Below are 22,321 nucleotides of genomic sequence, written 5' to 3'. Positions count from 1 at the left end.
AAGATGCAAAATATGTTGCGCGCTGTTGCGACGCAACATATACTGGAGGCTCTTGAGTGATTAACCGGAGCCTTGAAATGAGCATCGCCTTGTCGGTAGTTGTCGGATTCGCGCTGGTGGCCGTGGGTGTGGGCGTTACGTTTGTAATTGCGTCGGCGGTGCCGCAGGACATGCTGCAGCGCGCACAGGATCACGGTCGCTTCGCCGGTCTCGCGGCGGATGACCGGAACGGCGGTTCGGGCAAGCGTGTAGTTGCAGACCGGCCGCAAATGGGAAATCAAGCCATCAATGCCATCTGATACTCAATCGGTAGACCGTCCGGAAGTTCGGGGACTGACGCTCTCGCTGGAGCCCATCAATGCCACGGTTTCGCTGCGCGATCAGGCGTACGCGAAACTGCGGCAGGCTATCGCGGAGGCGGACATTTACCGCTCCCGCGAAGAGATTCGTCTGGACGAGAAAGAGCTGACGGAGGCGCTCGGCGTGAGCCGCACGCCCATCCGCGAAGCCATGACGCTTCTGGAGCAGGAAGGCTTTCTGCGCACGGTGCCGCGTCGCGGTGTCTACATCTTGCGCAAGACCAAGCGCGAGATCGTCGAGATGATCCACATGTGGGCCGCGCTCGAAAGCATGGCGGCGCGTCTCGCCACGCAGCGCGCGACGGACGAGGAAATCGCCCAGTTGCGCCACATGTTCGACAACTTCCGCGACACCACGCCTGCCGAGCATATCGACGAGTATTCAGAAGCGAATATCGCGTTTCATCAGGCCATCGTGCGGCTGTCCAAGTCGCAGATCATCTTCGATACGATCAAGAACATCTTCGTGCACGTGCGCGCGATTCGGAAAATGACGATCTCGCAGAGCGACCGCGCGTCGCGCTCGATCGTCGATCACATGCGCATCATCGAGGCGCTGGAAAAGCGCGACACCGAACTGGTGGAGCGGCTCGTCAAGCAGCATTCGCTCGATCTCGCGGCGTTCGTCGAGGCGAATTGCGATTTCCTGGACTGATTTCGCTTCCAGATGATCAAATGACAGAGAGGCCGCATAGCGGCCTTTCTGTCTTTCTCCGCGTTCGCGCGCGCTAGCGCAATGCACGCACCATCGTTTCGCCGAGCGCCGCAGGAGAGTCGGCGACATGGATACCCGCCGCCCGCATCGCGTCAATCTTCGCGCTCGCCGTGCCCGATCCGCCCGAAATGATCGCGCCCGCGTGGCCCATGCGCCGTCCCGGCGGCGCGCTCGTTCCCGCGATGAATCCCACTACCGGCTTCTTCGTCCTCGCGTCTTTCAGGAACTGCGCGGCTTCCTCTTCCGCCGATCCGCCGATTTCGCCGATCATGATGATGCCCTCGGTCGCGTCGTCGGCAAGAAAGAGTTCGAGGCAATCGATGAAGTTCGTCCCGTTCACCGGATCGCCGCCAATGCCGATGCATGTCGTCTGCCCGAGCCCGGCCGCCGTTGTCTGCGCCACCGCCTCGTAAGTCAGCGTCCCCGAACGCGACACCACGCCGATCTTCCCCGGCTGATGGATATGCCCCGGCATGATGCCGATCTTGCATTGCCCCGGCGTGATGACGCCCGGGCAGTTCGGCCCGACGAGACGGCTCTTTGAACCGGCGAGCGCGCGCTTCACGCGCAGCATGTCGAGCACCGGTATTCCTTCGGTGATGCAGACGATGAACGGCACTTCGGCATCGATGGCTTCGAGGATCGCATCGGCGGCGAAGGGCGGCGGCACGTAGATCACGGACGCGTCCGCGCCCGTCCGGGCGACCGCGTCGGCCACCGTATCGAAGACGGGCAGGTCCAGATGCGACGTGCCGCCCTTGCCCGGCGTGACGCCGCCGACCATGCGCGTGCCGTATGCGATCGCCTGCTCCGAATGAAACGTGCCTTGCGCGCCGGTGAAGCCCTGGCAGATGACCTTCGTATCCTGATTGATGAGAACGCTCATTTGGACTCTCCCACGGCTACGGCTGAAACGATTTTGTCGGCGGCATCGGCGAGATTTTCGGCGGGGATGATGGCGAGACCCGATGTGCGCAGGATTTCGCGGCCGGCATCGACGTTCGTGCCCGCGAGACGCACGACGAGCGGCACGTGCAGATCGATTTCCCGCGCCGCCGCCACGACGCCTTGCGCGATGACGTCGCATCGCATGATGCCGCCGAAAATGTTGACGAGAATCCCGCGCACTTTCGGATCGCGCAGGATCAGCTTGAACGCCGTCGCGACGCGCTCTTGCGTCGCGCCGCCGCCGACGTCCAGAAAGTTCGCCGGCTCGCCGCCATAGAGCTTGATGATGTCCATCGTGGCCATCGCGAGGCCCGCGCCGTTCACCATGCAGCCGATGTTGCCGTCGAGCTTCACGTAGTTGAGGCCGTGCTTCGCCGCTTCGATTTCGGCCGGGTCTTCCTCGTCTTCGTCGCGCAGGGCTTCGATATCCGGGTGCCGGTACAGCGCGTTATCGTCGAAATTGAGCTTGGCGTCGAGCGCGATGACATCGCCCGAACCGGTTACGACGAGCGGATTGACTTCGACCACCGACGCATCGAGATCGACGAACGCCTGGTACAGCGCCGCGATGAACTTCGAAGCCGCTTTGATCTGCGCGCCCGTCAACCCGAGTCCGAACGCGACTTGCCGCGTGTGAAACGGCTGCAGGCCCGTCGCCGGATCGATCGCCACTTTCAGAATCTTCTCCGGCGTGCGATGCGCCACTTCCTCGATCGCCATCCCGCCTTCGGTCGACGCCATGATCGTGATGCGCGAGCTCGCGCGATCGACCAGCATGCCGAGATACAGCTCGCGCGCGATGTCGCAGCCTTCCTCGATATAGAGACGCTTCACTTCTTTTCCCGCCGGCCCCGTCTGCTTGGTGACGAGCACCGACGACAGCATCTTGCGGGCGTTCTCGCGCACGTCGTCGACGGACTTGACGACGCGCACGCCGCCCTTGCCGTCGGGATCGTTCGAAAAGCGTCCGGCGCCGCGGCCGCCTGCGTGAATCTGCGATTTCACGACCCATACCGGCCCGCCGAGCGCGCTTGCGGCGTCGGCGGCTTCCTGCGGGTCAAAGGCGACGCGGCCTTGCGGGACCGCGACGCCGTACTTACGTAACAGCGCCTTCGCCTGGTATTCGTGGATGTTCATTGCGTCTCCTTTTGTGATGGCTGTGGCGCGAGGGACAGGACGGGGCGTTCGCGCTGGTATGTGATATATCACATTTCACGGAGCATCAAAAAGGGTCGGTGGTATCGTTGGGCCGCTGCATCGCAGCAATCAGAAGTCGGCGGGGCTCAAAACAGCAGCGTAAGAGGCGTTGATGCGCCGCATCACAGGGTTTTCGCCCCTGCCGGACGCTTGAACTAATACTGTGTGTGGAATATTGTATATCACAGACACCGGGCGGCAGCGCGACGCCTCGTGATCGCACACAACCCCCATCGAGGAGGAGACAACAATGTCCGAAGTCGTCAGCAGCCGTCCGGAAGTCGCTCCAGCCACCACCACCGCGGAAGACACGCTCAAACAAAAGACACGCGGCGCGGGCGTCGTGTCGGGCGGCCATCTGGTCGCGCGAGCGCTCAAGAACGAAGGCGTCGATACGATCTTCACGCTGTGCGGCGGCCACATCATCGATATCTACGATGGCTGTGTCGATGAAGGCATTCGCATCATCGACGTGCGCCACGAGCAGGTCGCCGCCCACGCCGCCGACGGCTATGCGCGTCAGACCGGCAAGCTCGGCTGCGTCGTCACGACGGCCGGCCCCGGCTGCACGAACGCGGTGACGGGCGTCGCCACGGCGTTCCGCTCGGAAAGCCCGATCATCCATATCGGCGGGCAGGGCGCGCTCACGCAACACAAGATGGGCTCGCTGCAGGACCTGCCGCACGTCGACATGATGGCGCCGATCACCAAGTTCGCCGCGACGATTCCGAGCACCGAGCGCGTCGCCGACATGATCTCGATGGCCGCGCGCGAAGCGTTCAACGGCGCGCCGGGTCCGGCGTATCTGGAGATTCCGCGCGACGTGCTGGACCGTGAAATCGACGTCAGCAAGGCCGTGATTCCGCAGCCGGGCCGCTACCGCGCATCGACGAAATCGGTCGGCGATCCGGCATCGATCGAACAGCTCGCCGATCTGCTCGTCAACTCGGAGCGCCCGGCTATCCTGTACGGCCAGCAAGTCTGGACGGCGCGCGGCCACGAAGAAGCGATTGCGCTCCTGCGCGGCCTCGATATCCCCGGCTACTTCAACGGCGCGAGCCGCGGCCTCTTGCCGCCGGGCGATCCGCATCACTTCGACCGCACGCGCTCGCAGGCTTTCGCGAAGGCGGACGTGATTGTGATCGTCGGCACGCCGTTCGATTTCCGCATGGGTTACGGCAAGCGCATCAGCCGAGACCTGAAGCTCGTGCAGATCGACATGGATTACCGCACGGTCGGCAAGAACCGCGATATCGATCTCGGGCTCGTCGGCGATCCGGGCGCGATCCTCGGCGCGGCGCTGCAGGCGGCGAGCGGGCGTCTCAAGAACGACAAGCGCCAGGCGCGCCAGGCGTGGATGCGCGAACTCGCGGCGGCCGAAGAAACCGCGACCGCGAAGCTGATGCCGCTCTTCACGTCCGACGCGAGCCCGATCCATCCGTACCGCGTCGCGCACGAGATCAACCAGTTCCTGACCGACGACACGATCTATATCGGCGATGGCGGCGACGTGGTCACGATTTCCGCGCAAGCCGTGCGTCCGCGCCGCCCCGGCCAGTGGATGGACCCGGGCGCGCTCGGCTCGCTCGGCGTCGGCACCGGCTTCGCGATCGCGGCGGGCCTCGCCAATCCGGAGAAAGAAGTACTCTGCTATTACGGCGACGGCGCCTTCTCCATGACCTCGTTCGACATGGAAACAGCCAATCGTTTCGGCGTGCCGTATATCGCGGTCGTCGGCAATAACTCGGCAATGAATCAGATTCGCTACGGCCAGCTCGCCAAGTACGGGCAGGACCGCGGCAACGTCGGCAACCTGTTGTCGGACGTGCCGTACGGACGCTTCGCGGAAATGCTCGGCGGCTACGGCGAGGAAGTGTACGAAGCGTCGAAGATCGCGGGCGCCTTGCAGCGGGCGCGCGAGTCGATCGCCAGGACGGGCAAGAGCGCGGTCATCAACATCTGGGTCGATCCCAGCGTGTATGCCCCCGGCACGATGGCGCAGACGATGTACAAATAAACGTAGAACCTATAAACGTCGCAAGAGAGACTGGAGACAGCCATGACGGTGAACACTTCTGGCAAGGCGCTGGACGGCGTGCGCATTCTCGACTTCACGCACGTGCAGTCGGGCCCGACCTGCACGCAGTTGCTCGCGTGGTTCGGGGCGGACGTGATCAAGGTGGAGCGCGCGGGCGCGGGCGACATCACGCGGGAACAGCTGCGCGATATTCCCGACGCCGACAGCCTCTACTTCACGATGCTCAACCACAACAAGCGGTCGATCACGATCGATACGAAAAACCCCGAGGGCAAGAAGGTGCTCGAAACGCTCGTCAAGAAGTGCGACGTGCTGGTCGAGAACTTCGCGCCGGGCGCGCTCGATCGCATGGGTTTCACGTGGGAGCGCATCCAGGAGTTGAATCCGCGAATGATCGTCGCGTCCGTCAAAGGCTTCGGGCCGGGGCCGTACGAGCACTGCAAGGTCTACGAGAACGTCGCCCAATGCGCGGGCGGCGCGGCATCGACCACCGGGTTCGACGACGGCCCGCCTGTCGTCACCGGCGCGCAGATCGGCGATTCGGGCACGGGCCTGCATCTCGCGCTCGGCATCGTCACGGCGCTGTATCAGCGTAATCAGACGGGGCGCGGCCAGAAAGTGCTCGCGGCGATGCAGGACGGCGTGCTCAACCTCTGCCGCGTGAAACTGCGCGATCAGCAGCGGCTCGAGCGCACCGGCGTAATGAAGGAATATCCGCAGTTCCCGAACGGCACGTTCGGCGAGGCGGTGCCGCGCGCGGGCAACGCATCGGGCGGCGGCCAGCCGGGCTGGATTCTCAAGTGCAAGGGCTGGGAAACCGATCCGAACGCATACATCTACTTCATCACGCAGGCGCCGGTGTGGGGCGAAATCTGCAAGGTGATCGGCAAGGAAGAGTGGATCGACCATCCCGACTACAAGACGCCGAACGCGCGCCTGCCGCATCTCAAGGACATCTTCGCGGAGATCGAACGCTGGACGATGACGAAGACCAAGTTCCAGGCGATGGAAATCCTCAACAAGCACGACATTCCGTGCGGCCCGATCCTGTCGATGAAGGAAATCGCGGAGGAGCCGTCGCTGCGCAAGACGGGCACGGTCGTGGAAGTCGATCATCCGGTGCGCGGCAAGTACCTGACGGTCGGCAATCCGATCAAGCTGTCCGATAGCCCGACCGAAGTCGTGCGCTCGCCGCTGCTCGGCGAGCATACGGAAGAAGTCATGGCCGAACTCGGCTACTCGCCCGACCAGATCGCCACGCTGAGAAGCCTCGGCGCGATCTGACCCACGCCTCATTCGATGTTGTCACGCCGCCGCCCGGAAAAGGGCGGCGCGGACCGGCACGCCCTATACACGGAGACATTTCACATGAACAGCACCGTTGTCCAGGAACGCAGCGAAGCGAGTAACGAATCCACGCAAACCGCCAATGTCGTGCCGCTGCATGCGAGCGACGCGAAGCGCCGCGTCGCCGAGATTTTCGATCGCGTGAGGGCGGAAGGACGCACCTCGCTGACCGCGCCGGAAGGCAAGCTCGTCTGCGATGCATACGGCATTTCCGTGCCGCAGGAAGGCGTAGCGACGAGCGCGGACGATGCGGTGAAGCTCGCGTCGTTCATCGGCTTTCCGGTGGTGCTCAAGATCGTATCGCCGGAGATCCTGCACAAGACGGAAGCGGGCGGCGTGCTCGTCGGCGTGAAGAACGAGGCCGATGTCCGCGCCGGTTTCGCGACCATCATCGAGAACGCGAAGAAGTACGATGCGAACGCGACGATCGTCGGCGTGCAGGTGCAGCAGATGGTCGGCGCGGGCCAGGAAGTGATCATCGGCGCGGTGACGGACCCGTCGTTCGGCAAGCTGATCGCGTTCGGTCTCGGCGGCGTGCTGGTCGAAGTGCTGAAGGACGTAACGTTCCGCCTCGCCCCGGTGACGCGCGAAGAAGCGGCGTCGATGCTCGACGGCATTCAGGCCGCCGAAGTGCTGCGCGGCGTGCGCGGCGCCGAGCCGGTGAATCGCGAGGCGCTCGTCACGCTGGTCGAGCGGGTGTCGCGGCTCGTCGACGACTTCCCGCAAATCTCGGAGATGGACCTGAACCCGGTCTTCGCGAGCCCGAGCGGCGCGGTCGCGGCGGACGTGCGGATCGTGATGGATTTCGAGCCGGCCGAGCCGCGCTATCGTCCGACGCAGGAGCAGATCGTCACGCAGATGAACCGCATCATGAAGCCGGATGCGGTCGCGGTGATCGGCGCGTCGAACGAGGACGGCAAGATCGGCAATTCGGTGATGAAGAATCTCATCAACGGCGGCTACCAGGGCACGATCTATCCGATCCACCCGAAAGCCGACGAGATCATGGGCCGCAAGGCGTACAAGAGCGTGAAGGACGTGCCCGGCGTGGTCGATGTCGCCGTGTTCGCGATTCCGGCGAAGTTCGTCGCGCAGGCGCTCGTGGAAGTGGGCGAAAAGAAGATTCCGGGCGCGGTGCTGATTCCGTCGGGCTTTGCCGAGACGGGCAATCACGAAGGCCAGGAAGAGATCGTGAAGATCGCGCGACAGTACGACATTCGCATGATGGGGCCGAACATCTACGGCTTCTACTACACGCCGAAGAACCTCTGCGCGACCTTCTGCACGCCGTATGACGTGAAAGGCAAGGCGGCGTTGTCGTCGCAGTCGGGCGGCATCGGCATGGCGATCATCGGCTTCTCGCGCTCCGCGAAGATGGGCGTGTCGGCGATCGTGGGCCTGGGCAACAAGAGCGATATCGACGAAGACGACCTGCTCACGTTCTTCGAGCAGGACGACAACACCGAGATCATCGCGCAGCACTGCGAAGACCTGAAGGATGGCCGCTCGTTCGCGGAAGCGGCGAAGCGCGTATCGAAGAAAAAGCCGGTGGTCGTGCTGAAAGCGGGGCGCACGAGTCTCGGCGCACGCGCGGCCAGCTCGCACACCGGCGCGCTCGCGGGCAACGACAAGATCTACGAGGACGTGTTCCAGCAATGCGGCGTGATTCGCGCACGTTCGCTGCGCGACCTGCTCGAGTTCGCGCGCGGCATTCCGAAGCTGCCGACGCCCAAGGGCGAGAACGTGGTCATCATCACGGGCGCGGGCGGATCGGGCGTGCTGCTGTCCGATGCGTGCGTCGACAACAATCTCTCGCTGATGACGATGCCCGACGATCTCGACGCCGCGTTCCGCAAGTTCATCCCGCCGTTCGGCGCGGCGGGCAATCCGGTGGACATCACCGGCGGCGAGCCGCCGAGCACGTACAAGAACACGATCAGGCTCGGCCTTCAGGACGATCGCATCCATTCGATCATCCTCGGCTACTGGCACACGATCATCACGCCGCCGATGGTCTTCGCGAAGCTCGTGATCGAAGTGAAGGAGGAGATGAAGGCGCTCGGCATCGAGAAGCCGATCGTCGCGTCGCTCGCGGGCGACGTGCAGGTGGAAGAGGCTGCCGAGTATCTGTACGAGCACGGCGTGCCGGCATATGCGTATTCGACCGAATTGCCGGTTGCGGTGCTCGGTGCGAAATATAAGTGGGCGCGCGGGGCGGGTTTGATCTGACGTGAAACGAGGGGGCGCGGCCCGCGCTCCCTCCAACGACAAAGGACCGCATAAGTGACCACCTGGATACGCTTTCGCGACGGCGACGGACGCATCGGCTTCGGTACGCTCGATCCGCATTCGGGACGCGTCGTGCAGCACGACGGCGCGCTGTTCGATCGCCCGCGCCCGACCGATATCACCTTCGCCGCCGACGACCTCACGCTGCTCGCGCCGTGCGAGCCGAGCAAGATCGTCGCGCTATGGAACAACTATTACGCGCTGTCGCAGAAGCTCGACAAGGCGCCGCCGCAGCATCCGCTTTTTCTCATCAAGCCACCGATGTCCGTTATCGGGCCGAACGAGGCCATCCGGCGTCCGCGCAGTTATCACGGAAAAATCGCGTATGAGGGCGAGCTTGGCATCGTGATCGGCAAGACGGTGTCGGGCGCATCGGTGGAGGAAGCCGAAGAGGCGATTTTCGGCTACACCTGCGTGAACGATGTGACCGCAATCGAATTGCTGCAGGAAGATCCCAACTTCGCGCAGTGGTGCCGCTCGAAGGGCTTCGACACCTTTACATGCCTCGGGCCGGCGATCGTCGCCGGTTTCGACTGGCGCAGCGCGACGCTCACCACGACCGTCGAGGGCGTCGAACGGCAGAACTATCCGCTCGACGACATGATCTTCTCGCCCGCTGAGCAGGTCAGCCTGATCTCGCACGACATGACGCTCGTTCCCGGCGATGTCATCGCGTGCGGCACATCGGTCGGCGTCGGCTCGATCAGGGACGGGGCGCGCGTGGACGTATCGATTGCGGGGATCGGGACGTTGTCCAACGTCCTTGCCGTCTAGCGACGCTTCACACATCTGCATGCAGAAACGACAAAGCCGGCGCACGAGGGCGCCGGCTTTGTCTTTGCGTCTCGATGCGCCGGCGGGCGGCGCATCGCACGATCAGCGATCGCGATTCCACAACGCGCCGAGCAGGAAGCCGACGGCTGCCGCAATCAGCACGCCGTTGATCGGCTGATCGGAGACGGCCGAGCGCACGTTGTCGATCGTCTGACCGTAGGTCTGCTGCAGCGAGCCTAACGCCTGCCGCGCCTTGCCTTCCACCTGCGTGCCGGAATCGCCCGTCAGCGCGCCGACCGCGTCCTGCACCTTGCCGACCACGTTCTGCGCCGTGCCTTCCACTTGATCTTGCACCATGGTGCCTCCCATTCTGGTTGAAGCGGTTTGCGTTGGAATTGCCTCGAAACTGCGTCGATACTGCTTCGATTCAACCGGCATCGCCGGAACGGACGATAGAGCACGCTTCGTGCCCGGCGCGATCGTCGCGTTTTCAGGCCGGGCCGATCAGATGGTTCACCAGCGCGAGCAGCTCGTCAATGGAAAACGGCTTGCGGCGAAATTGCGCATGTGGATGGTCGAGCGCGGGCGCGTGCGCCGCGGCGCTCATGAGGATCACCGGCACCTCGCGGAGCGACTCGCTCGACGCCAGATCGCGGATCAGCTCGACGCCGTCCTTGTGCGGCATCATCCAGTCGGTGATGACGAGATCGGGCGCGCTCATGTTCGCCGCCTCGAGCGCGACGCGTCCGTTGAACGCGGTCGTCACCTCGTAGCCTTCCATTTCCAGCACGAGCCGCCAGGTGGTCAGGATGTCGAATTCGTCATCGACGACGAGGATCTTTTTCATGCTCGCGCGCCGGGGTCCGACACGGAGATCGCGGGCGAGAGCGACGGATGCCCGGACAGGATGCCCGTCGGCCCGATGAACCCCTCGCTGATATGCAGCCCGGCCGAATCGATCGTGAGCCGGCGGATCGCCGTGTCGTGTGCGCCTTCGCGCTGCTTCACGATCGCCACCATGCGATGAAGCGCGGAATTCAGCTCGACATAGCGCATGAGCACGATGTTCTCGGTCATCGCGGAAGCGCGTAATGTCGCGGGGGCGGCGAATTCGTTGTAGAGCGGCAGTTCCTCGGTCAGCACCGTGGTCACGCCGATATTGCGCAGACGCTGCGTGAGCGCGTTGACGAAGAGGCCGAAGCGCTCGGTCCGGTTGGCCGACTGCAGGAAGCCGTCGATGCCGTCCACCACGAGCCGCGATGCGTTCGTGCGCGTGACGACGGCCATCAGCTCCGCGGCAAGTTCGTCGATGGCGAGTTCCACTGCGGGATGCCACTGAAGCGTGAGGCGCCCGTCCTTGACGGCATCGGTCAGGTCGATGTCTACGCCGAGCGCCTTCGCGACGAGCCGTTCCGGCGATTCGTAGATGCCGAAGTACACGCAGCGTTCGCCGCGATCGACGCCCGCCTTCAGGAACTTGAGCGCGAGCAGCGTCTTGCCGATCCCCGATGGTCCGACGAACGTGGTCGTCGAGCCGCGCATCACGCCGCCGCCGAACATGCGGTCGAACAGCGGGAGCGCGAAGTCGAGCCTTCCTTCGAAGTGCGACGGCGCGCCCGCCTGCTCGGAGGTGGCTTCGAGACGCGGAAACGCGACGAGCCCGTTCGCCGTGATATTGAAGAAATGCTTGCCCAGCAGATGATCGCGGGCGCGCAGCTTGTGAACTTCGATCTCGCGGGCGCGGCGCATGCCGGTGTTGAAGCGGTTCAGTTCGATGAGCCCGTCCACCAGCGTGTGCTCGGGATGCGGCTCGTTGCCCGACAGCGGCGCGAGGATGAGGGTCGTGCAGCGGGCGGCGCTGACGAACGCCGACAGTTCGTGGATGAATTGCGAAAGCTCCAGCTCCGTCGAACTGAACTCGCGCGCGCTCCGGAAACCATCGATGACCATGAAGCGCGGACGGCTCGTCTTGATCGTCGAGGCGATCAGCGCGAGAAATCCCGAGAGGCCGTCGCGCATCAGCTCGTGATAGCCGCTCACGAACAGCATGCGGTCCGAGATGGCGTCCGCGTCGTAGAACGAGAGCTTGCGCAGGTGCGACAGCAGCTTCGTATGCGACTCCGCGATGAGCGTGATGTACAGCACCTTGTCGCCGTTCGTGACGCGATGAAAGCCGATCTGCGACGAGAGAATCGTCTTCCCCGCGCCGGCCATGCCCTCGATCAGATAGAGCCCGCCTTCGACCAGGCCGCCGCCGAGAATATGATCCAGGCCCGGCACGCCCGTCGTGACGTTGCCGTCGCTGGCGCTCCGTTGCGGCGATGGATCGGGCGGGAGATTGTCGTCTTGGCTCATGGGATTTTCGTTTTTACTCGGCGAACCGCCTTTTCGAGATGGCGAATTATCGCTGACGAATGGCAAGCTGTCGTCATCGGTGCGTGAATCTGCTCGCCGCAACGTCGGTGTGCGGGCGGTTCGGGCGCGGACGGGCTCCGCAAGCGGTGTCGCCGTGATGACGGCGGTCCGGGAGCGCCGCATGATTCGCGCCCGCCGCCGTGCAATGCTGCGGTCCGTCATTGGAGAGGCACTTTGAGATGCTTCTCATGGGCGACGGACGGCCGCACTGGTGAAATAGCGGCGTCGCTTTCCACTCGGCGCCGTGTGTTTCCGGCGTCTGTTCAGGCGCCCCGCGCCGTCATTGCCTTCCACGTCATGTACCGTTCACATCCGCTTTCGGGCGCCATCGCGCTCGCCGCTTGCCTCGCTTCATCGCTGCTGTTGTCGCCCGTGCCGTCGCTTGCGGCGGAGCCGTCGGTCGACCCGCATATGCTTTCTGCCGCGCCGTTCCGCTTTCACGCGGACCGGGCCATTTTCTCGCGCATGTCGCCGCCATCATCGGATTCGCGCATTTTCTCGCGGCGTGAATTCCTCAAAAAGGATGGCTTCCCGAAATTCTCTCAAGCGGATACGCGGCGTCGTAAATCGCTTTGAGATTCTCATGTCAGTCATCCCTCGGATTTACCTGCTGAAAAGCGACGATAATCATTTACCTGCGATTAATCCTGGAAATTGAGATTTTTCTGCTGCGATTGGCGTTAGCGCACTTGTAGAATCGCCCGGCTTTTGAATCGCCTGCTCGCGTCACGGGCGGCCACGCAAGGCACTACCTTCAATATAAAGCGCGCCATCGCAGGCTTGTTGCGCTTCCTGACCAGATCCGAGATGTTCAAGAGAACCGTTGCCGCTGTACTTTCTGTCGCTGCCGTGCTTTCCGGTTGCGCGTCCAATTCCGGGCCTACTTTCAATATTCAGCAGATCAAGACATCGAGCGGACAGCCTGCTTTCCGCGCCGAGTGTTATGGGCTTTTCGAAAGCGGCAGTGCTTGCATGAAGGCCGTCAAGAAGGTTTGCGGCGAGCAGCCTTACACGCTTTTGCAGAGCGTCGAAGGCACGAAGGCATCGGGCGATGCACGGTCGGTCGTCTTCACGTGCGGCGCGCCGGCTCAGGCCGCCGAGCCCGCACCGCAGCCGGTTGCCGCTGCGGCGGCCGTGACAGAAGCGCCCGTTGCGGCGGTCGCAGTTGCGCCGTCGCGCAAGGTCTCGCTGGACGAAAAGACCAACTTCGCGTTCGATAGCGCCCAACTGACGCCCAAAGCCAAGCGCATTCTCGACAAGCTCATCGCCGATGGCCGCGACGTCACGTTCGCTTCTGTCACCGTCGAGGGCTTCACCGACGCTGTCGGCTCCACGGCGTACAACGTCGCGCTGTCGGAGCGCCGCGCGCAGTCCGTGCTCGGCTATCTGAAGAGCCACGGTCTGCAGTCGGAGACGTTCGCGATGAAGGGCTACGGCAAGTCGCGCCCGGTTGCATCGAATGCGACGAGCGGCGGCCGCGCGGAAAACCGTCGCGTGGAAATCGTACTGACGCAGTAAGCCGCATCGCCGGCGCAAGGCAAAAGCTCGCGGACTGCAACGTCCGCGAGCTTTTTTATCGCCGGTTCAGAACAGAAGAAGCTGTTCGCGGCCCCGTCCGCCTTCGAGCGTGAGCAGCGAACGCTTGCGATCGACGCCGCCCGCGTAGCCCGTCAACTCGCCATCGCCGCCGATCACGCGATGACACGGCACGATGATCGCCACGGGATTGCGTCCGTTCGCGCCGCCAACCGCGCGCGATGCGCCCGGCGGCAGGCCGAGCCGGCGCGCGAGGTCGCCGTATGTCCAGGCATCGCCGAAAGGAATGCGGCTCAACAACTCCCAGACCTGCTGCTGGAACTCCGTGCCTTGCAGCCGCACCGGCACGGAAAACGTCTTGCGCTCGCCCGCGAAGTATTCGGCGATCTGTTCGTGCGCCTGAGCAATGACGCGGGACGCCGCGCGATCCGAGCCGGGCATGACTTGCGGGATGCCCTTCGGGAAATGCTTCTGTCCGACGAAGAAAAGCCCGGTCAGCCGCTCGTCCTCCGCGCGATACAGGATCGGCCCGAGCGGACTCGGGCCGACATGAAGGTCAATCACGTCAGATAAACGGATTGTCCGCGGTGCCGGCCGGCGCGGGCGGCTCGTCGGCGAGCTTCGCGGGCAGGTTCGACTCGCTCTCGAGCGCCGCGACGATCGCGCCCAGCGCGTCGTGGAGCGCCTTCGCGACGGCCAGCCCCGCCTGGTCCCGCGCGATGGCGAGATCCCCGCTGAGCGTCAGGCGCGTCGTGCCGTTGACGATGTTGATGGCGTCGCCCGCGATGTTCATCGCGTCGGTATCGTTGGCAAATGGCTTAAACACCTCTCAGTCCTCCAATTCGTTTGTCTTTCAGTGCATCGGGGATGCCGGGAAACGCGAGACCGCTCATCGCTTCCAGTTCGCGCACGGTCTTCATCGTATAGGTTTTGGTCGGCGTGTTCTCGATGACGACCGCGAACGCAATCTGCCGTTTCGGCAAATAGACGACCTTGTACAACTGCGTCGGCACGAGCACGCGCGAATCGCCGATGGTCTGCAACTGACGGCCCGAGAACAGCGGTCCCGTGACGACATACGCTTCGCCCGATTCCTCCGTCAGGCGTCGCACAGCTTCTTCGATGCGCGACCAGATGCTCCGGTTGTTCGACGGGTCCTGCGGCACGATGTTCGCCAGCGAGAACGATTCGGCCATGCCTTTCTTCGTCCCGCGGTCGCCGGCCGGGCTCATGTGGCCGCGGTCGTAGCCGCTGCGCTTGTAGTCGTCGAGCTGGGCGCTGTCGCCGGGCGGCAGCCGCTTGTCGACGAAGAAGCGGTTGGTGCGCGTGTTGTCGCGGGCGTCATCGACGCTCTTCGCCGTCAGATGTTCCGCCGACCACAGCGGCCCGTGCGTGATGCCCGAATGAAGCAGCGCGAAGTCCGAATAGCAGATTTCCTGCGCGGAGGCGCGCATCTTCGGATTGGTGACGACGGGCGCGAGGCCGCCTGGGCTGAACTGCGGGCAGTCGCTCGCGACCGCGCTGATGCACACGGCGCCGACTAGCGCGGCGACGAGTGCCTTGATGCTTGCTTGCATGCTTGAAAGTCCGAACTGAATGTGATGCTCGATGCGCCGCCGGGCGCGCTGCAACCGAAGCGCGCCCGGCAAGGCGGCACAGTATAAGGGCTGCGCGCGGGCATCGACATGCTCGAAACGCTCGAAACGCGATCGCCGGCAGCGAGCTAGAATCGCCGGGCCTCCATCATCCCGAAGAAGAACGCCCATGAAGCCTCGTTTCATTCGATCGATGCTGCTGTCGATAGCCTCGTGCATCGCGCTGACCGTCGCCCCTCTTGCATTCGCGGACGATGTCCCGCAGGCCCCTGCCAGCAACGACGGCCCCGCATACGGTCCTGAGCTGCAGGGCTTCGACTATCCGTATCCGGTGGCGCGCTTCGCGTTCACGTCGCAGCGCCAGGTGGTTCGCATGGCGTATATGGACGTGCATCCCGCGCATCCGAACGGGCGCACGGCAGTGCTGATGCACGGCAAGAATTTTTGCTCGGCGACGTGGAAGCAGACGATCGATACCCTGCGCGATGCTGGTTATCGCGTGATCGCGCCGGATCAGATCGGCTTCTGCAAGTCCACTAAGCCCGAACGGTATCAGTACAGTTTTCAGCAGCTCGCGCGCAATACGCATGCGCTGCTTGCGGCGCTCGGCGTGAGCCGTCCGACGCTCATCGCGCATTCGACGGGCGGGATGATCGCGGTGCGCTATGCGTTGATGTATCCGCGTGAGACGGAGCAACTGGTGCTCGTCAATCCGATCGGACTTGAGGACTGGAAGGCGAAGGGCGTGCCGTCGATTTCCATCGACGACTGGTATGCGCGCGAGCTGAAGACGAGCGCCGACGGCATCCGCCGATACGAGATGAACACGTACTACGCGGGTCACTGGCGCGACGACTACGAGCCTTGGGTGCAGATGCTCGCGGGGATGTATCGCGGGCCGGGGAAGGATATCGTCGCGTGGAATTCGGCGCTGTTGTACGACATGATTTATACGCAGCCGGTCGTCCACGAATTCGATCGCCTGAAGACGCCGACGCTGCTGCTGATCGGCGACAAGGACACGACGGCCATCGGCAAGGACCTCGCGCCGCCGGAGATTCGCGCGACGCTCGGCCGCTATCCCGAACTCGCGAAGCTGACGAAGGAGCGGATCGAAGGCGCGCGGCTCGTCGAATTTCCGGAACTGGGCCATGCGCCGCAGATGCAGGACCCGGGGGCGTTTCATAAGGCGCTGCTGGAGGGGTTGGAAGCGGTGACAGGAAGCAGCGAACGTTAGAAGCGGTGTAAGGCCGTGAGGTTGTCGGCCTTCTTGCGCGACCGGTGAGCGCAGAAGGCTAATGTTGATCGCCCATTTGCTTCGTCGTGCTATTCTCCACTCGAATTTTTTTGCACCCTTTTGATAATCCGGCCGAGGGGAGTCATGGATATCGTTGCAGTAATCAACTATAAAGGCGGGGTCGGCAAGACGACCGTCACGTCGAACCTCGCAGCGGAACTCGCGTTTCGCGGAAAAAAAGTATTGCTGATCGACACCGACGCTCAAGCCAGTCTGACGTTTTCGTTTGTTACCCCGGACGAGTGGGATGACAAGTACAAGGAAGCGAAGACGATTAAATCGTGGTTTGACGCGGTCAGTCAAAGCTCGGAGCCGCCATGCCTTACTTCGTTTGTCATCGCACCCCGAAGTGCAAATGAGGCCGTTGCGGGTAGTGGCGGGAGAATCGACCTGATCTGCTCTCACCTCGGCTTGATCAATGTCGACCTCGAGCTTGCAACGCTCCTGGGCGGCGTCAATATCCAGCAGACCAAGCGGAACTACATCAAGGTGCACGGCAAGCTTCGATCAGCGATCGAGGAACTCAAGGTTACGACTGACTACGATATCGTCCTCATCGACTGTCCGCCGAACTTCAACATCGTCACGAAGAACGCGATTGTCGCAGCGGAAAAGATTCTGATTCCCGCCAAGCCGGACTACCTGTCGACGCTCGGAATCGACTACCTCCATCGCAGCGTGAATGATCTGGTACGCGAGTTCAATGAGTACGCACAGCTGGACGGCGACATCGAAGAGATTTCACCGGACATCCTGGGCGTCGTTTTAACGATGATTCAGATAACGGGCGGGCAACCCATCGCCGCGCAAAGACAGTTCATATCTCAGACCCGGCGACTAGGCATAAAAGCTTTTGAATCCTTCTTTCGCGAAAACAAAACCATATTCGCAGACGCCCCGCAGAATCTGCGCCCCGTCGTGCTGAATCACTATTCATCCGGTACTCACTCCGACGTGGTCGAGGAAATCGAGGATTTCGTGACCGAGTTCGAAGCGTCGCTCGATGAGGCCGAGCTATGAGCGCGGGAATCGATCTACGCGCGGCTTTTCGTCGGATCGCCGAGGCGCTTGAATCCTTGTCGGACGAAGAGTTGAAGAAGTTCTCGGATCCGCAGTATTCGATCGAACTGCGTGCAATCCGTCGCCGCACCAAGGAGGAGCCGAGTTCACCCGTTCCGGGCATCTCGGCAGATGAGGCAATCGGCCAAATAACCGCACTGTCGAGCCGTCACGACGCGCAAGCGCTCCTGGATGAGAAGTTTCCCTCGAAGAAAGCGTTGGAAACTTTAGCAAGAAGGCTCGATATACCCATCGTCCGGCAGGACAAGGTGGACGATCTTCGCGACAAGATTGTCGAAGCAACCGTGGGAGCCAGAATCCGTTCGCAGGCTATCCAGGGCAAGGGGTCCTGACGTCCGCGTCCGTGCCTTCGCGCTCGATGCCCGGCTAAGCGCGATAGTCACGCCCGTCCGCCCGCACACGACGCCCTCTCGATCGACGGCAACTGCATCAGCAGCGTAATGCCTCGCGCCACCATGAACACGGTGAGCGCGAGCCAAAGCCCGTGATTGCCCAGCGAGCCGACGAGCGTCCACGCGGCGACCATGAACACCATGAGCGATACGGCCATCGCCTTCATCAGCTCGCGCGTGCGCGTGGCGCCGATGAACACGCCGTCGAGCTGGAATCCCGCGACGGACGCGAGCGGCAGGAGCGCGGCCCACGGCAGATAGTGCATCGCCGCCGCGCGCACGACGGCCTGATCCGTCAGCCGCGCGATGATCCATTCGCCGCTGATCCAGTACACGATGGAAAATCCCGCCGCGCCGATGACCGACCACAGCATCGTCACCCTGACGGCCTGGCGGAACGCGTGCCGGTCGCGCGCGCCCGTCGCCGCACCCACGAGCGCTTCCGCCGCATGCGCGAAGCCATCGAGCCCGAAGGCCATGAACGTCTGAAAGTTGAGCAGGAGCGCGTTGGCGGCGAGGACGGCATCGCCCTGACGCGCGCCCATGTGCGCGAACCAGCCATACGAGCCCAGCAGACAGAGCGTGCGCACGAAGATGTCGCGATTGATCGCGATGAGGCGGCGGATCGCGCGAAGATCGAACAGCGCAGCCAGCGCGAGCGGCGGCAGGCCGCGTTCGCGCAGACGCCAGAGAACCGCTGCGCCGAGCGCGAAGCCGCAGACATCCGCAAACGCGGTCGCCGCGCCGATACCGCCGATCCCCCAACTGAAGCGATACACGAACAGCAGCACCGCGACGATATTTACCGCGTTGATGAACACCTGCGTGAGGAGCGCGAGCCGCACGCGCTGACAGCCGAGCAGATAACCGAGCACCGCGTAATTGCCGAGCGCGAACGGCGCGGCCCAGATGCGCGCGTGACAATACGCACTCGCGGTGTCCTGCACCGCGCCGCTGCCGCCGAGCATGCCGAGCGCGTACCGGATGATCGGCACTTGCAGCGCGAGCAGCGCCGCTCCGATCGCAAGTGCGAGCATCAGCGCGCGCAGCACGCTCGCGCGCACGGCGGCCGCATCGCGTGCGCCGAAGGCCTGCGCGACGAGGCCCGTCGTGCCCATGCGCAGAAAGCCGAAGCCCCAGAATACGAAGCTGAATACGAGACCGCCCAGCGCGACGCCGCCGAGATATTGCGGCCCGTCCAGATGGCCGGCGACGGCGGTATCGACTGCGCCGAGAATCGGCTGCGTGAGATTGGCGAGGACGATGGGGAACGCGAGCGTCAACACCCGTCGATGCCAGTGCACCGGCAGCGCGTCGGCGTGAGGGGAGTGCGGGGAATCGGTCAAAGGGAAGCGCGCAGGCGGACAAAGGCGATATTGTCGTCAGCGCGGCGCGGCGGCGCAACCTGACGCACGCCCGCCCCCGCGCCGATAATGCACGCCATGAAAACCTTCGCGCTCTATGTCGTGACCGCGCTCGCGGAAATCGCGGGCTGCTATTTTCCGTATCGATGGCTGAAGGCGGGCGGATCGCCGTGGCTCGTGGCGCCGGGCGCGTTGTCGCTCGCGCTCTTCGCCTGGCTGCTGACGCTGCACGATGCCGCCTCCGGCCGCATCTACGCCGCGTATGGCGGCGTGTATATCGGCACGGCGATCGCGTGGCTGTGGGCGATCGACCGGATCAGGCCGACGGCGTGGGACCTGACCGGCGCGGCCATCGCGCTGATCGGAATGAGCGTGATTGCGTTCCAGCCGCGCTGACCCGTCCGATCGATCACGCTTCGAGCGCGAGCAGGGCGAAGGTCGCGAGCCAGTGCTCGCCCATGTAATCGCCGGCGACGTGCGCAATGCCCGACGCCAGATGCGCTTCGGCCGCCGCTTCGAGCACGGCGATACGCGCGTCACCGGCAGGCAGCGCCCGCGCAATCGTCCGCTGGCACCATGCGCGGCTCAGATTCAGGCCGTCGAGATGCGCGAGCTTGCCGTCGCTGCGATCGGTGACGGTCGCGGGCACGAAGAGCGTCGCGGGTTCACGGTTCGCGAGGCGCGGCAGGAACGCATCGAACCAGCCGGCGAAGCGTTCCGCCGGGAGCACGTGACGCATCAGCACCGCTTCCATCAGCGACGGCGACAGGAATTCGTCCCCGGCCGGCTCCCACGCCTGGCACGCGACATCGTCCGCGAACCAGCGCATCGCGGTCTCTTCGAGCAGGCGCGCGAAACCGGCATTGCCGGCCGTCCGCGCATAGCCGAGCGACAGCGTCAGCGCGAACGCCATGTTGAAGTGCGTGCCGACACGTAAGGGGTACGTCGATTTCGGCAGGAAGTCCTCGAAGCGATCGACGAAGGCATCGGCGAGCGGTTGCAGCGTGCGGGCCCAGCGGGCGCCGTCGTCCGAGCGCATCGAGCGAAGCTGGCCCGCGAGGGCGAGCAGCCACGCCCAGCCGTAGGGCCGCTCGAAGCCGCGCGACGCCGGCCGCTGCAAATAGGCGACTTCCGCTGCAACGTTGGCGTCGGTGAAATGCTCGTCGATGACCGCGCGGATGCTCGCGGCTTCGGGCAGATCCGGGAAGCGGTCGTAGAGCCGCGCGATCAGCCAGTAGCCGTGCACGCACGAATGCCAGTCGAAGCTGCCGTAGAAGATGGGATGCAGCGCGCGCGGACTCTGCACGTCGGCCGCGCTTGCCATCACGTGATCGAGCTTGTTCGGGTATTCGCGCGTCAGATGACCGAGCGCAACCCGCGCGAACTTGGATGCCAGCGCGGCGTCCAGCGCCGTCGCATTCTGCTTGTTCATGCGCACCTCGCGGTGAAACGGGAAACCGGGACAGCAATCTAGCATGAGACTTTATCGATAAAGCATCGAGAAAGTCTCATGTCGGGGTAATCACCTAGGTGCGTCATTATCGATAGAAGCTCTGCAAGCCGAGCGCCGATGCGTCGTTTAAACTTGCGCCCGAACGCCGACAGAGCGTGCCGTTCCGGCCTCGCGCCGGGTTTGCGATCCGTTCAAACAGACAAGCTGAGCACATCATGAGCGACCATCCCATGTACACCGCAGAGGACACCCGGCGACGCGTATTCGCCATCGTCGGGGCATCGTCGGGCAATCTCGTCGAGTGGTTCGACTTCTATATCTACTCGTTCCTCGCGCTGTATTTCTCGGCGGCATTTTTCCCGAAGGGCGATCCGACCACGCAATTGCTGAACACGGCCGGCGTGTTCGCGGCCGGCTTCCTGATGCGACCTATCGGCGGATGGCTTTTCGGCCGCATCGCCGACAAGCACGGCCGCCGCAACGCGATGATGATCTCCGTGCTGATGATGTGCGGCGGCTCGCTTGTCATCACGTTCCTGCCGACGTACGCGACCATCGGCGCATGGGCGCCCTTGTTCCTCCTGATCGCGCGGCTCTTTCAGGGCTTGTCGGTAGGCGGCGAATACGGCACGAGCGCGACCTACATGAGTGAGGTCGCGTTGCGCGGACGTCGCGGCTTCTTCGCGTCGTTCCAGTACGTGACCCTGATCGGCGGACAGCTTGCCGCGCTGCTGGTGCTCGTCATCCTCCAGCTTTTTCTGTCGACGGAAGAACTCAAGGCATGGGGCTGGCGCGTGCCGTTTTTCATCGGCGCGTGCGCGGCGCTCGTGTCGCTCTTTCTGCGCCGTTCACTCGATGAAACCACGACCGCCGAAATCCGCGAGCGCAAGGAAGCGGGTACGCTCGCCGGCCTGATGCAGCACAAGAAAGCGTTCCTGACGGTGGTCGGCTTCACGGCGGGCGGATCGCTGATCTTCTATACGTTCACCACGTACATGCAGAAGTATCTGGTCAACACGGCGGGCATGCACGCCAAGACCGCCAGTAACGTGATGACCGGCGCGCTCTTCGTGTACATGCTGCTGCAGCCGCTCTTCGGGGCGCTGTCCGACCGCATCGGCCGCCGCCGCTCGATGCTCTTCTTCGGCGCGTTCGCGACCATCGGCACCGTGCCGCTGCTGCACGCGCTGCGCGACGTCACGAGCCCGGTCGCGGCGTTCGTGCTGGTGGTGGTGGCGCTCGCCATCGTGAGCTTTTATACGTCGATCAGCGGTCTCATCAAGGCCGAGATGTTCCCGCCGGAAGTGCGTGCGCTGGGCGTCGGGCTGTCGTATGCGGTGGCGAATGCGGTGTTCGGCGGATCGGCCGAATACGTCGCGCTGTTTCTGAAGAACATCGGAAACGAATCGGCGTTCTATTGGTATGTCACCGTGATGTGCGCGATCTCGTTCGTCGTGTCATGGATGATGATGGACCCGAGCAAGGAAGGGTATCTGCGCAACGAACCGTAAGGCCTGGCGGC

General features: G+C 63.6%; 22 protein-coding genes. 12 read left to right on the top strand and 10 right to left on the bottom strand.

The window, feature by feature from the left end; all coding sequences use genetic code 11:
* Positions 1 to 77 precede the first annotated feature (77 nt).
* Both P9220_RS18490 and P9220_RS18485 read left to right on the top strand, forming a co-directional pair.
* Positions 78 to 299 carry a hypothetical protein gene (locus tag P9220_RS18490; RefSeq protein WP_309766595.1) on the top strand — a complete coding sequence of 74 codons (222 nt, stop codon included), beginning with the start codon at positions 78 to 80 and terminating at the stop codon, positions 297 to 299.
* Positions 289 to 1,014, top strand: a complete 726-nt coding sequence (locus P9220_RS18485; protein ID WP_309766594.1) for a GntR family transcriptional regulator — start codon at positions 289 to 291, stop codon at positions 1,012 to 1,014. Before P9220_RS18490 ends, P9220_RS18485 begins: the two co-directional genes overlap by 11 nt.
* A gap of 73 nt (positions 1,015 to 1,087) precedes the next feature.
* Here P9220_RS18485 and sucD read toward each other — a convergent pair whose 3' ends face one another.
* On the bottom strand, positions 1,088 to 1,960 hold the full coding sequence (gene sucD, locus P9220_RS18480) for a succinate--CoA ligase subunit alpha (protein ID WP_309766593.1): 873 nt from the start codon (positions 1,958 to 1,960) through the stop codon (positions 1,088 to 1,090).
* A complete protein-coding gene (gene sucC, locus P9220_RS18475; RefSeq protein ID WP_309766591.1) occupies positions 1,957 to 3,159 on the bottom strand; it encodes an ADP-forming succinate--CoA ligase subunit beta in 1,203 nt (400 codons plus the stop codon). The genes sucD and sucC overlap by 4 nt, the downstream gene beginning before the upstream one ends.
* Positions 3,160 to 3,469: 310 nt before the next feature.
* Here sucC and P9220_RS18470 point away from each other — a divergent pair, with 310 nt between their 5' ends.
* The 4 genes from P9220_RS18470 (at position 3,470) to P9220_RS18455 (ending at position 9,667) form a co-directional block, all read left to right on the top strand.
* Positions 3,470 to 5,236, top strand: a complete 1,767-nt coding sequence (locus P9220_RS18470) for a thiamine pyrophosphate-binding protein (protein WP_309766590.1) — start codon at positions 3,470 to 3,472, stop codon at positions 5,234 to 5,236.
* A gap of 42 nt (positions 5,237 to 5,278) precedes the next feature.
* The gene (frc, locus tag P9220_RS18465; protein ID WP_309766588.1) at positions 5,279 to 6,541 is read left to right on the top strand and encodes a formyl-CoA transferase; all 1,263 of its coding nucleotides are present in this window, start codon (positions 5,279 to 5,281) and stop codon (positions 6,539 to 6,541) included.
* A gap of 84 nt (positions 6,542 to 6,625) precedes the next feature.
* Entirely contained in the window at positions 6,626 to 8,833 is a 2,208-nt protein-coding gene (locus tag P9220_RS18460; protein ID WP_309766586.1) for an acetate--CoA ligase family protein, read from the top strand.
* Between the two features lie 54 nt (positions 8,834 to 8,887).
* Complete coding sequence (locus P9220_RS18455) at positions 8,888 to 9,667, top strand: fumarylacetoacetate hydrolase family protein (RefSeq protein WP_309766584.1); 780 nt, start codon at positions 8,888 to 8,890, stop codon at positions 9,665 to 9,667.
* Positions 9,668 to 9,769: 102 nt separating this feature from the next.
* Here P9220_RS18455 and P9220_RS18450 read toward each other — a convergent pair whose 3' ends face one another.
* From P9220_RS18450 to P9220_RS18440, 3 genes are all read right to left on the bottom strand, one after another.
* Entirely contained in the window at positions 9,770 to 10,024 is a 255-nt protein-coding gene (locus tag P9220_RS18450) for a CsbD family protein (RefSeq protein WP_309766582.1), read from the bottom strand.
* 133 nt (positions 10,025 to 10,157) lie between these two features.
* Positions 10,158 to 10,514 carry a response regulator gene (locus tag P9220_RS18445; protein ID WP_309766580.1) on the bottom strand — a complete coding sequence of 119 codons (357 nt, stop codon included), beginning with the start codon at positions 10,512 to 10,514 and terminating at the stop codon, positions 10,158 to 10,160.
* Positions 10,511 to 12,022: an ATPase domain-containing protein gene (locus tag P9220_RS18440; protein ID WP_309766579.1), complete on the bottom strand. Its 1,512-nt coding sequence runs from the start codon at positions 12,020 to 12,022 to the stop codon at positions 10,511 to 10,513. Before P9220_RS18440 ends, P9220_RS18445 begins: the two co-directional genes overlap by 4 nt.
* A gap of 1,032 nt (positions 12,023 to 13,054) precedes the next feature.
* On the opposite strand from P9220_RS18440, the gene P9220_RS18435 reads away from it, so the two are divergent.
* Entirely contained in the window at positions 13,055 to 13,600 is a 546-nt protein-coding gene (locus P9220_RS18435) for an OmpA family protein (protein WP_309766577.1), read from the top strand.
* Between the two features lie 66 nt (positions 13,601 to 13,666).
* Here P9220_RS18435 and P9220_RS18430 read toward each other — a convergent pair whose 3' ends face one another.
* Genes P9220_RS18430 through P9220_RS18420 form a run of 3 tightly spaced genes read right to left on the bottom strand, consistent with a single transcriptional unit; the run spans position 13,667 to position 15,195 of the window.
* A complete protein-coding gene (locus P9220_RS18430) occupies positions 13,667 to 14,182 on the bottom strand; it encodes a methylated-DNA--[protein]-cysteine S-methyltransferase (RefSeq protein ID WP_309766575.1) in 516 nt (171 codons plus the stop codon).
* A gap of 1 nt (position 14,183) precedes the next feature.
* Positions 14,184 to 14,444 carry a hypothetical protein gene (locus P9220_RS18425; protein ID WP_309766574.1) on the bottom strand — a complete coding sequence of 87 codons (261 nt, stop codon included), beginning with the start codon at positions 14,442 to 14,444 and terminating at the stop codon, positions 14,184 to 14,186.
* Complete coding sequence (locus tag P9220_RS18420) at positions 14,437 to 15,195, bottom strand: DNA/RNA non-specific endonuclease (RefSeq protein ID WP_309766571.1); 759 nt, start codon at positions 15,193 to 15,195, stop codon at positions 14,437 to 14,439. Before P9220_RS18420 ends, P9220_RS18425 begins: the two co-directional genes overlap by 8 nt.
* Positions 15,196 to 15,406: 211 nt before the next feature.
* Between P9220_RS18420 and P9220_RS18415 the strand changes: the two genes are divergently transcribed.
* The 3 genes from P9220_RS18415 to P9220_RS18405 all read left to right on the top strand — a co-directional run bounded on the left by P9220_RS18415 (position 15,407) and on the right by P9220_RS18405 (position 17,922).
* Positions 15,407 to 16,450 (top strand): alpha/beta fold hydrolase, encoded by a 1,044-nt coding sequence (locus tag P9220_RS18415; RefSeq protein WP_404980295.1) that lies wholly within the window; start codon positions 15,407 to 15,409, stop codon positions 16,448 to 16,450.
* A 144-nt stretch (positions 16,451 to 16,594) separates the two neighbouring features.
* Positions 16,595 to 17,530, top strand: a complete 936-nt coding sequence (locus tag P9220_RS18410) for an AAA family ATPase (RefSeq protein ID WP_309766569.1) — start codon at positions 16,595 to 16,597, stop codon at positions 17,528 to 17,530.
* Positions 17,527 to 17,922 (top strand): hypothetical protein, encoded by a 396-nt coding sequence (locus P9220_RS18405; RefSeq protein WP_309766566.1) that lies wholly within the window; start codon positions 17,527 to 17,529, stop codon positions 17,920 to 17,922. The genes P9220_RS18410 and P9220_RS18405 overlap by 4 nt, the downstream gene beginning before the upstream one ends.
* Before the next feature lie 47 nt (positions 17,923 to 17,969).
* On the opposite strand, the gene P9220_RS18400 is transcribed toward P9220_RS18405, so the two are convergent.
* Positions 17,970 to 19,328 (bottom strand): MATE family efflux transporter, encoded by a 1,359-nt coding sequence (locus P9220_RS18400; protein ID WP_309766564.1) that lies wholly within the window; start codon positions 19,326 to 19,328, stop codon positions 17,970 to 17,972.
* 96 nt (positions 19,329 to 19,424) lie between these two features.
* On the opposite strand from P9220_RS18400, the gene P9220_RS18395 reads away from it, so the two are divergent.
* Positions 19,425 to 19,742, top strand: coding sequence for a YnfA family protein (locus P9220_RS18395; protein ID WP_309766563.1), 318 nt, complete (start codon positions 19,425 to 19,427; stop codon positions 19,740 to 19,742).
* 13 nt (positions 19,743 to 19,755) lie between these two features.
* On the opposite strand, the gene P9220_RS18390 is transcribed toward P9220_RS18395, so the two are convergent.
* Complete coding sequence (locus tag P9220_RS18390) at positions 19,756 to 20,778, bottom strand: DUF2891 domain-containing protein (RefSeq protein ID WP_309766561.1); 1,023 nt, start codon at positions 20,776 to 20,778, stop codon at positions 19,756 to 19,758.
* Positions 20,779 to 21,014: 236 nt separating this feature from the next.
* Between P9220_RS18390 and P9220_RS18385 the strand changes: the two genes are divergently transcribed.
* The gene (locus tag P9220_RS18385; RefSeq protein ID WP_309766560.1) at positions 21,015 to 22,310 is read left to right on the top strand and encodes an MFS family transporter; all 1,296 of its coding nucleotides are present in this window, start codon (positions 21,015 to 21,017) and stop codon (positions 22,308 to 22,310) included.
* Positions 22,311 to 22,321: the final 11 nt, after the last annotated feature.

It is taken from the genome of Caballeronia sp. LZ016 (assembly GCF_031450805.1).
GTDB lineage: Bacteria > Pseudomonadota > Gammaproteobacteria > Burkholderiales > Burkholderiaceae > Caballeronia.
The sequence above is the reverse complement of the archived record's forward strand: the minus strand, read 5'-3'. Positions and strand labels throughout refer to the sequence as shown.

Coding starts and splice junctions, on each gene's coding strand:
- P9220_RS18490 (WP_309766595.1), top strand. CDS start 78: ATGAGCATCGCCTTGTCGGTAGTTGTCGGATTCGCGCTGGTGGCCGTG.
- P9220_RS18485 (WP_309766594.1), top strand. CDS start 289: ATGCCATCTGATACTCAATCGGTAGACCGTCCGGAAGTTCGGGGACTG.
- sucD (WP_309766593.1), bottom strand. CDS start 1,960: ATGAGCGTTCTCATCAATCAGGATACGAAGGTCATCTGCCAGGGCTTC.
- sucC (WP_309766591.1), bottom strand. CDS start 3,159: ATGAACATCCACGAATACCAGGCGAAGGCGCTGTTACGTAAGTACGGC.
- P9220_RS18470 (WP_309766590.1), top strand. CDS start 3,470: ATGTCCGAAGTCGTCAGCAGCCGTCCGGAAGTCGCTCCAGCCACCACC.
- frc (WP_309766588.1), top strand. CDS start 5,279: ATGACGGTGAACACTTCTGGCAAGGCGCTGGACGGCGTGCGCATTCTC.
- P9220_RS18460 (WP_309766586.1), top strand. CDS start 6,626: ATGAACAGCACCGTTGTCCAGGAACGCAGCGAAGCGAGTAACGAATCC.
- P9220_RS18450 (WP_309766582.1), bottom strand. CDS start 10,024: ATGGTGCAAGATCAAGTGGAAGGCACGGCGCAGAACGTGGTCGGCAAG.
- P9220_RS18445 (WP_309766580.1), bottom strand. CDS start 10,514: ATGAAAAAGATCCTCGTCGTCGATGACGAATTCGACATCCTGACCACC.
- P9220_RS18440 (WP_309766579.1), bottom strand. CDS start 12,022: ATGAGCCAAGACGACAATCTCCCGCCCGATCCATCGCCGCAACGGAGC.
- P9220_RS18435 (WP_309766577.1), top strand. CDS start 13,055: ATGAAGGCCGTCAAGAAGGTTTGCGGCGAGCAGCCTTACACGCTTTTG.
- P9220_RS18420 (WP_309766571.1), bottom strand. CDS start 15,195: ATGCAAGCAAGCATCAAGGCACTCGTCGCCGCGCTAGTCGGCGCCGTG.
- P9220_RS18415 (WP_404980295.1), top strand. CDS start 15,407: ATGCTGCTGTCGATAGCCTCGTGCATCGCGCTGACCGTCGCCCCTCTT.
- P9220_RS18410 (WP_309766569.1), top strand. CDS start 16,595: ATGGATATCGTTGCAGTAATCAACTATAAAGGCGGGGTCGGCAAGACG.
- P9220_RS18405 (WP_309766566.1), top strand. CDS start 17,527: ATGAGCGCGGGAATCGATCTACGCGCGGCTTTTCGTCGGATCGCCGAG.
- P9220_RS18395 (WP_309766563.1), top strand. CDS start 19,425: ATGAAAACCTTCGCGCTCTATGTCGTGACCGCGCTCGCGGAAATCGCG.
- P9220_RS18390 (WP_309766561.1), bottom strand. CDS start 20,778: ATGAACAAGCAGAATGCGACGGCGCTGGACGCCGCGCTGGCATCCAAG.
- P9220_RS18385 (WP_309766560.1), top strand. CDS start 21,015: ATGAGCGACCATCCCATGTACACCGCAGAGGACACCCGGCGACGCGTA.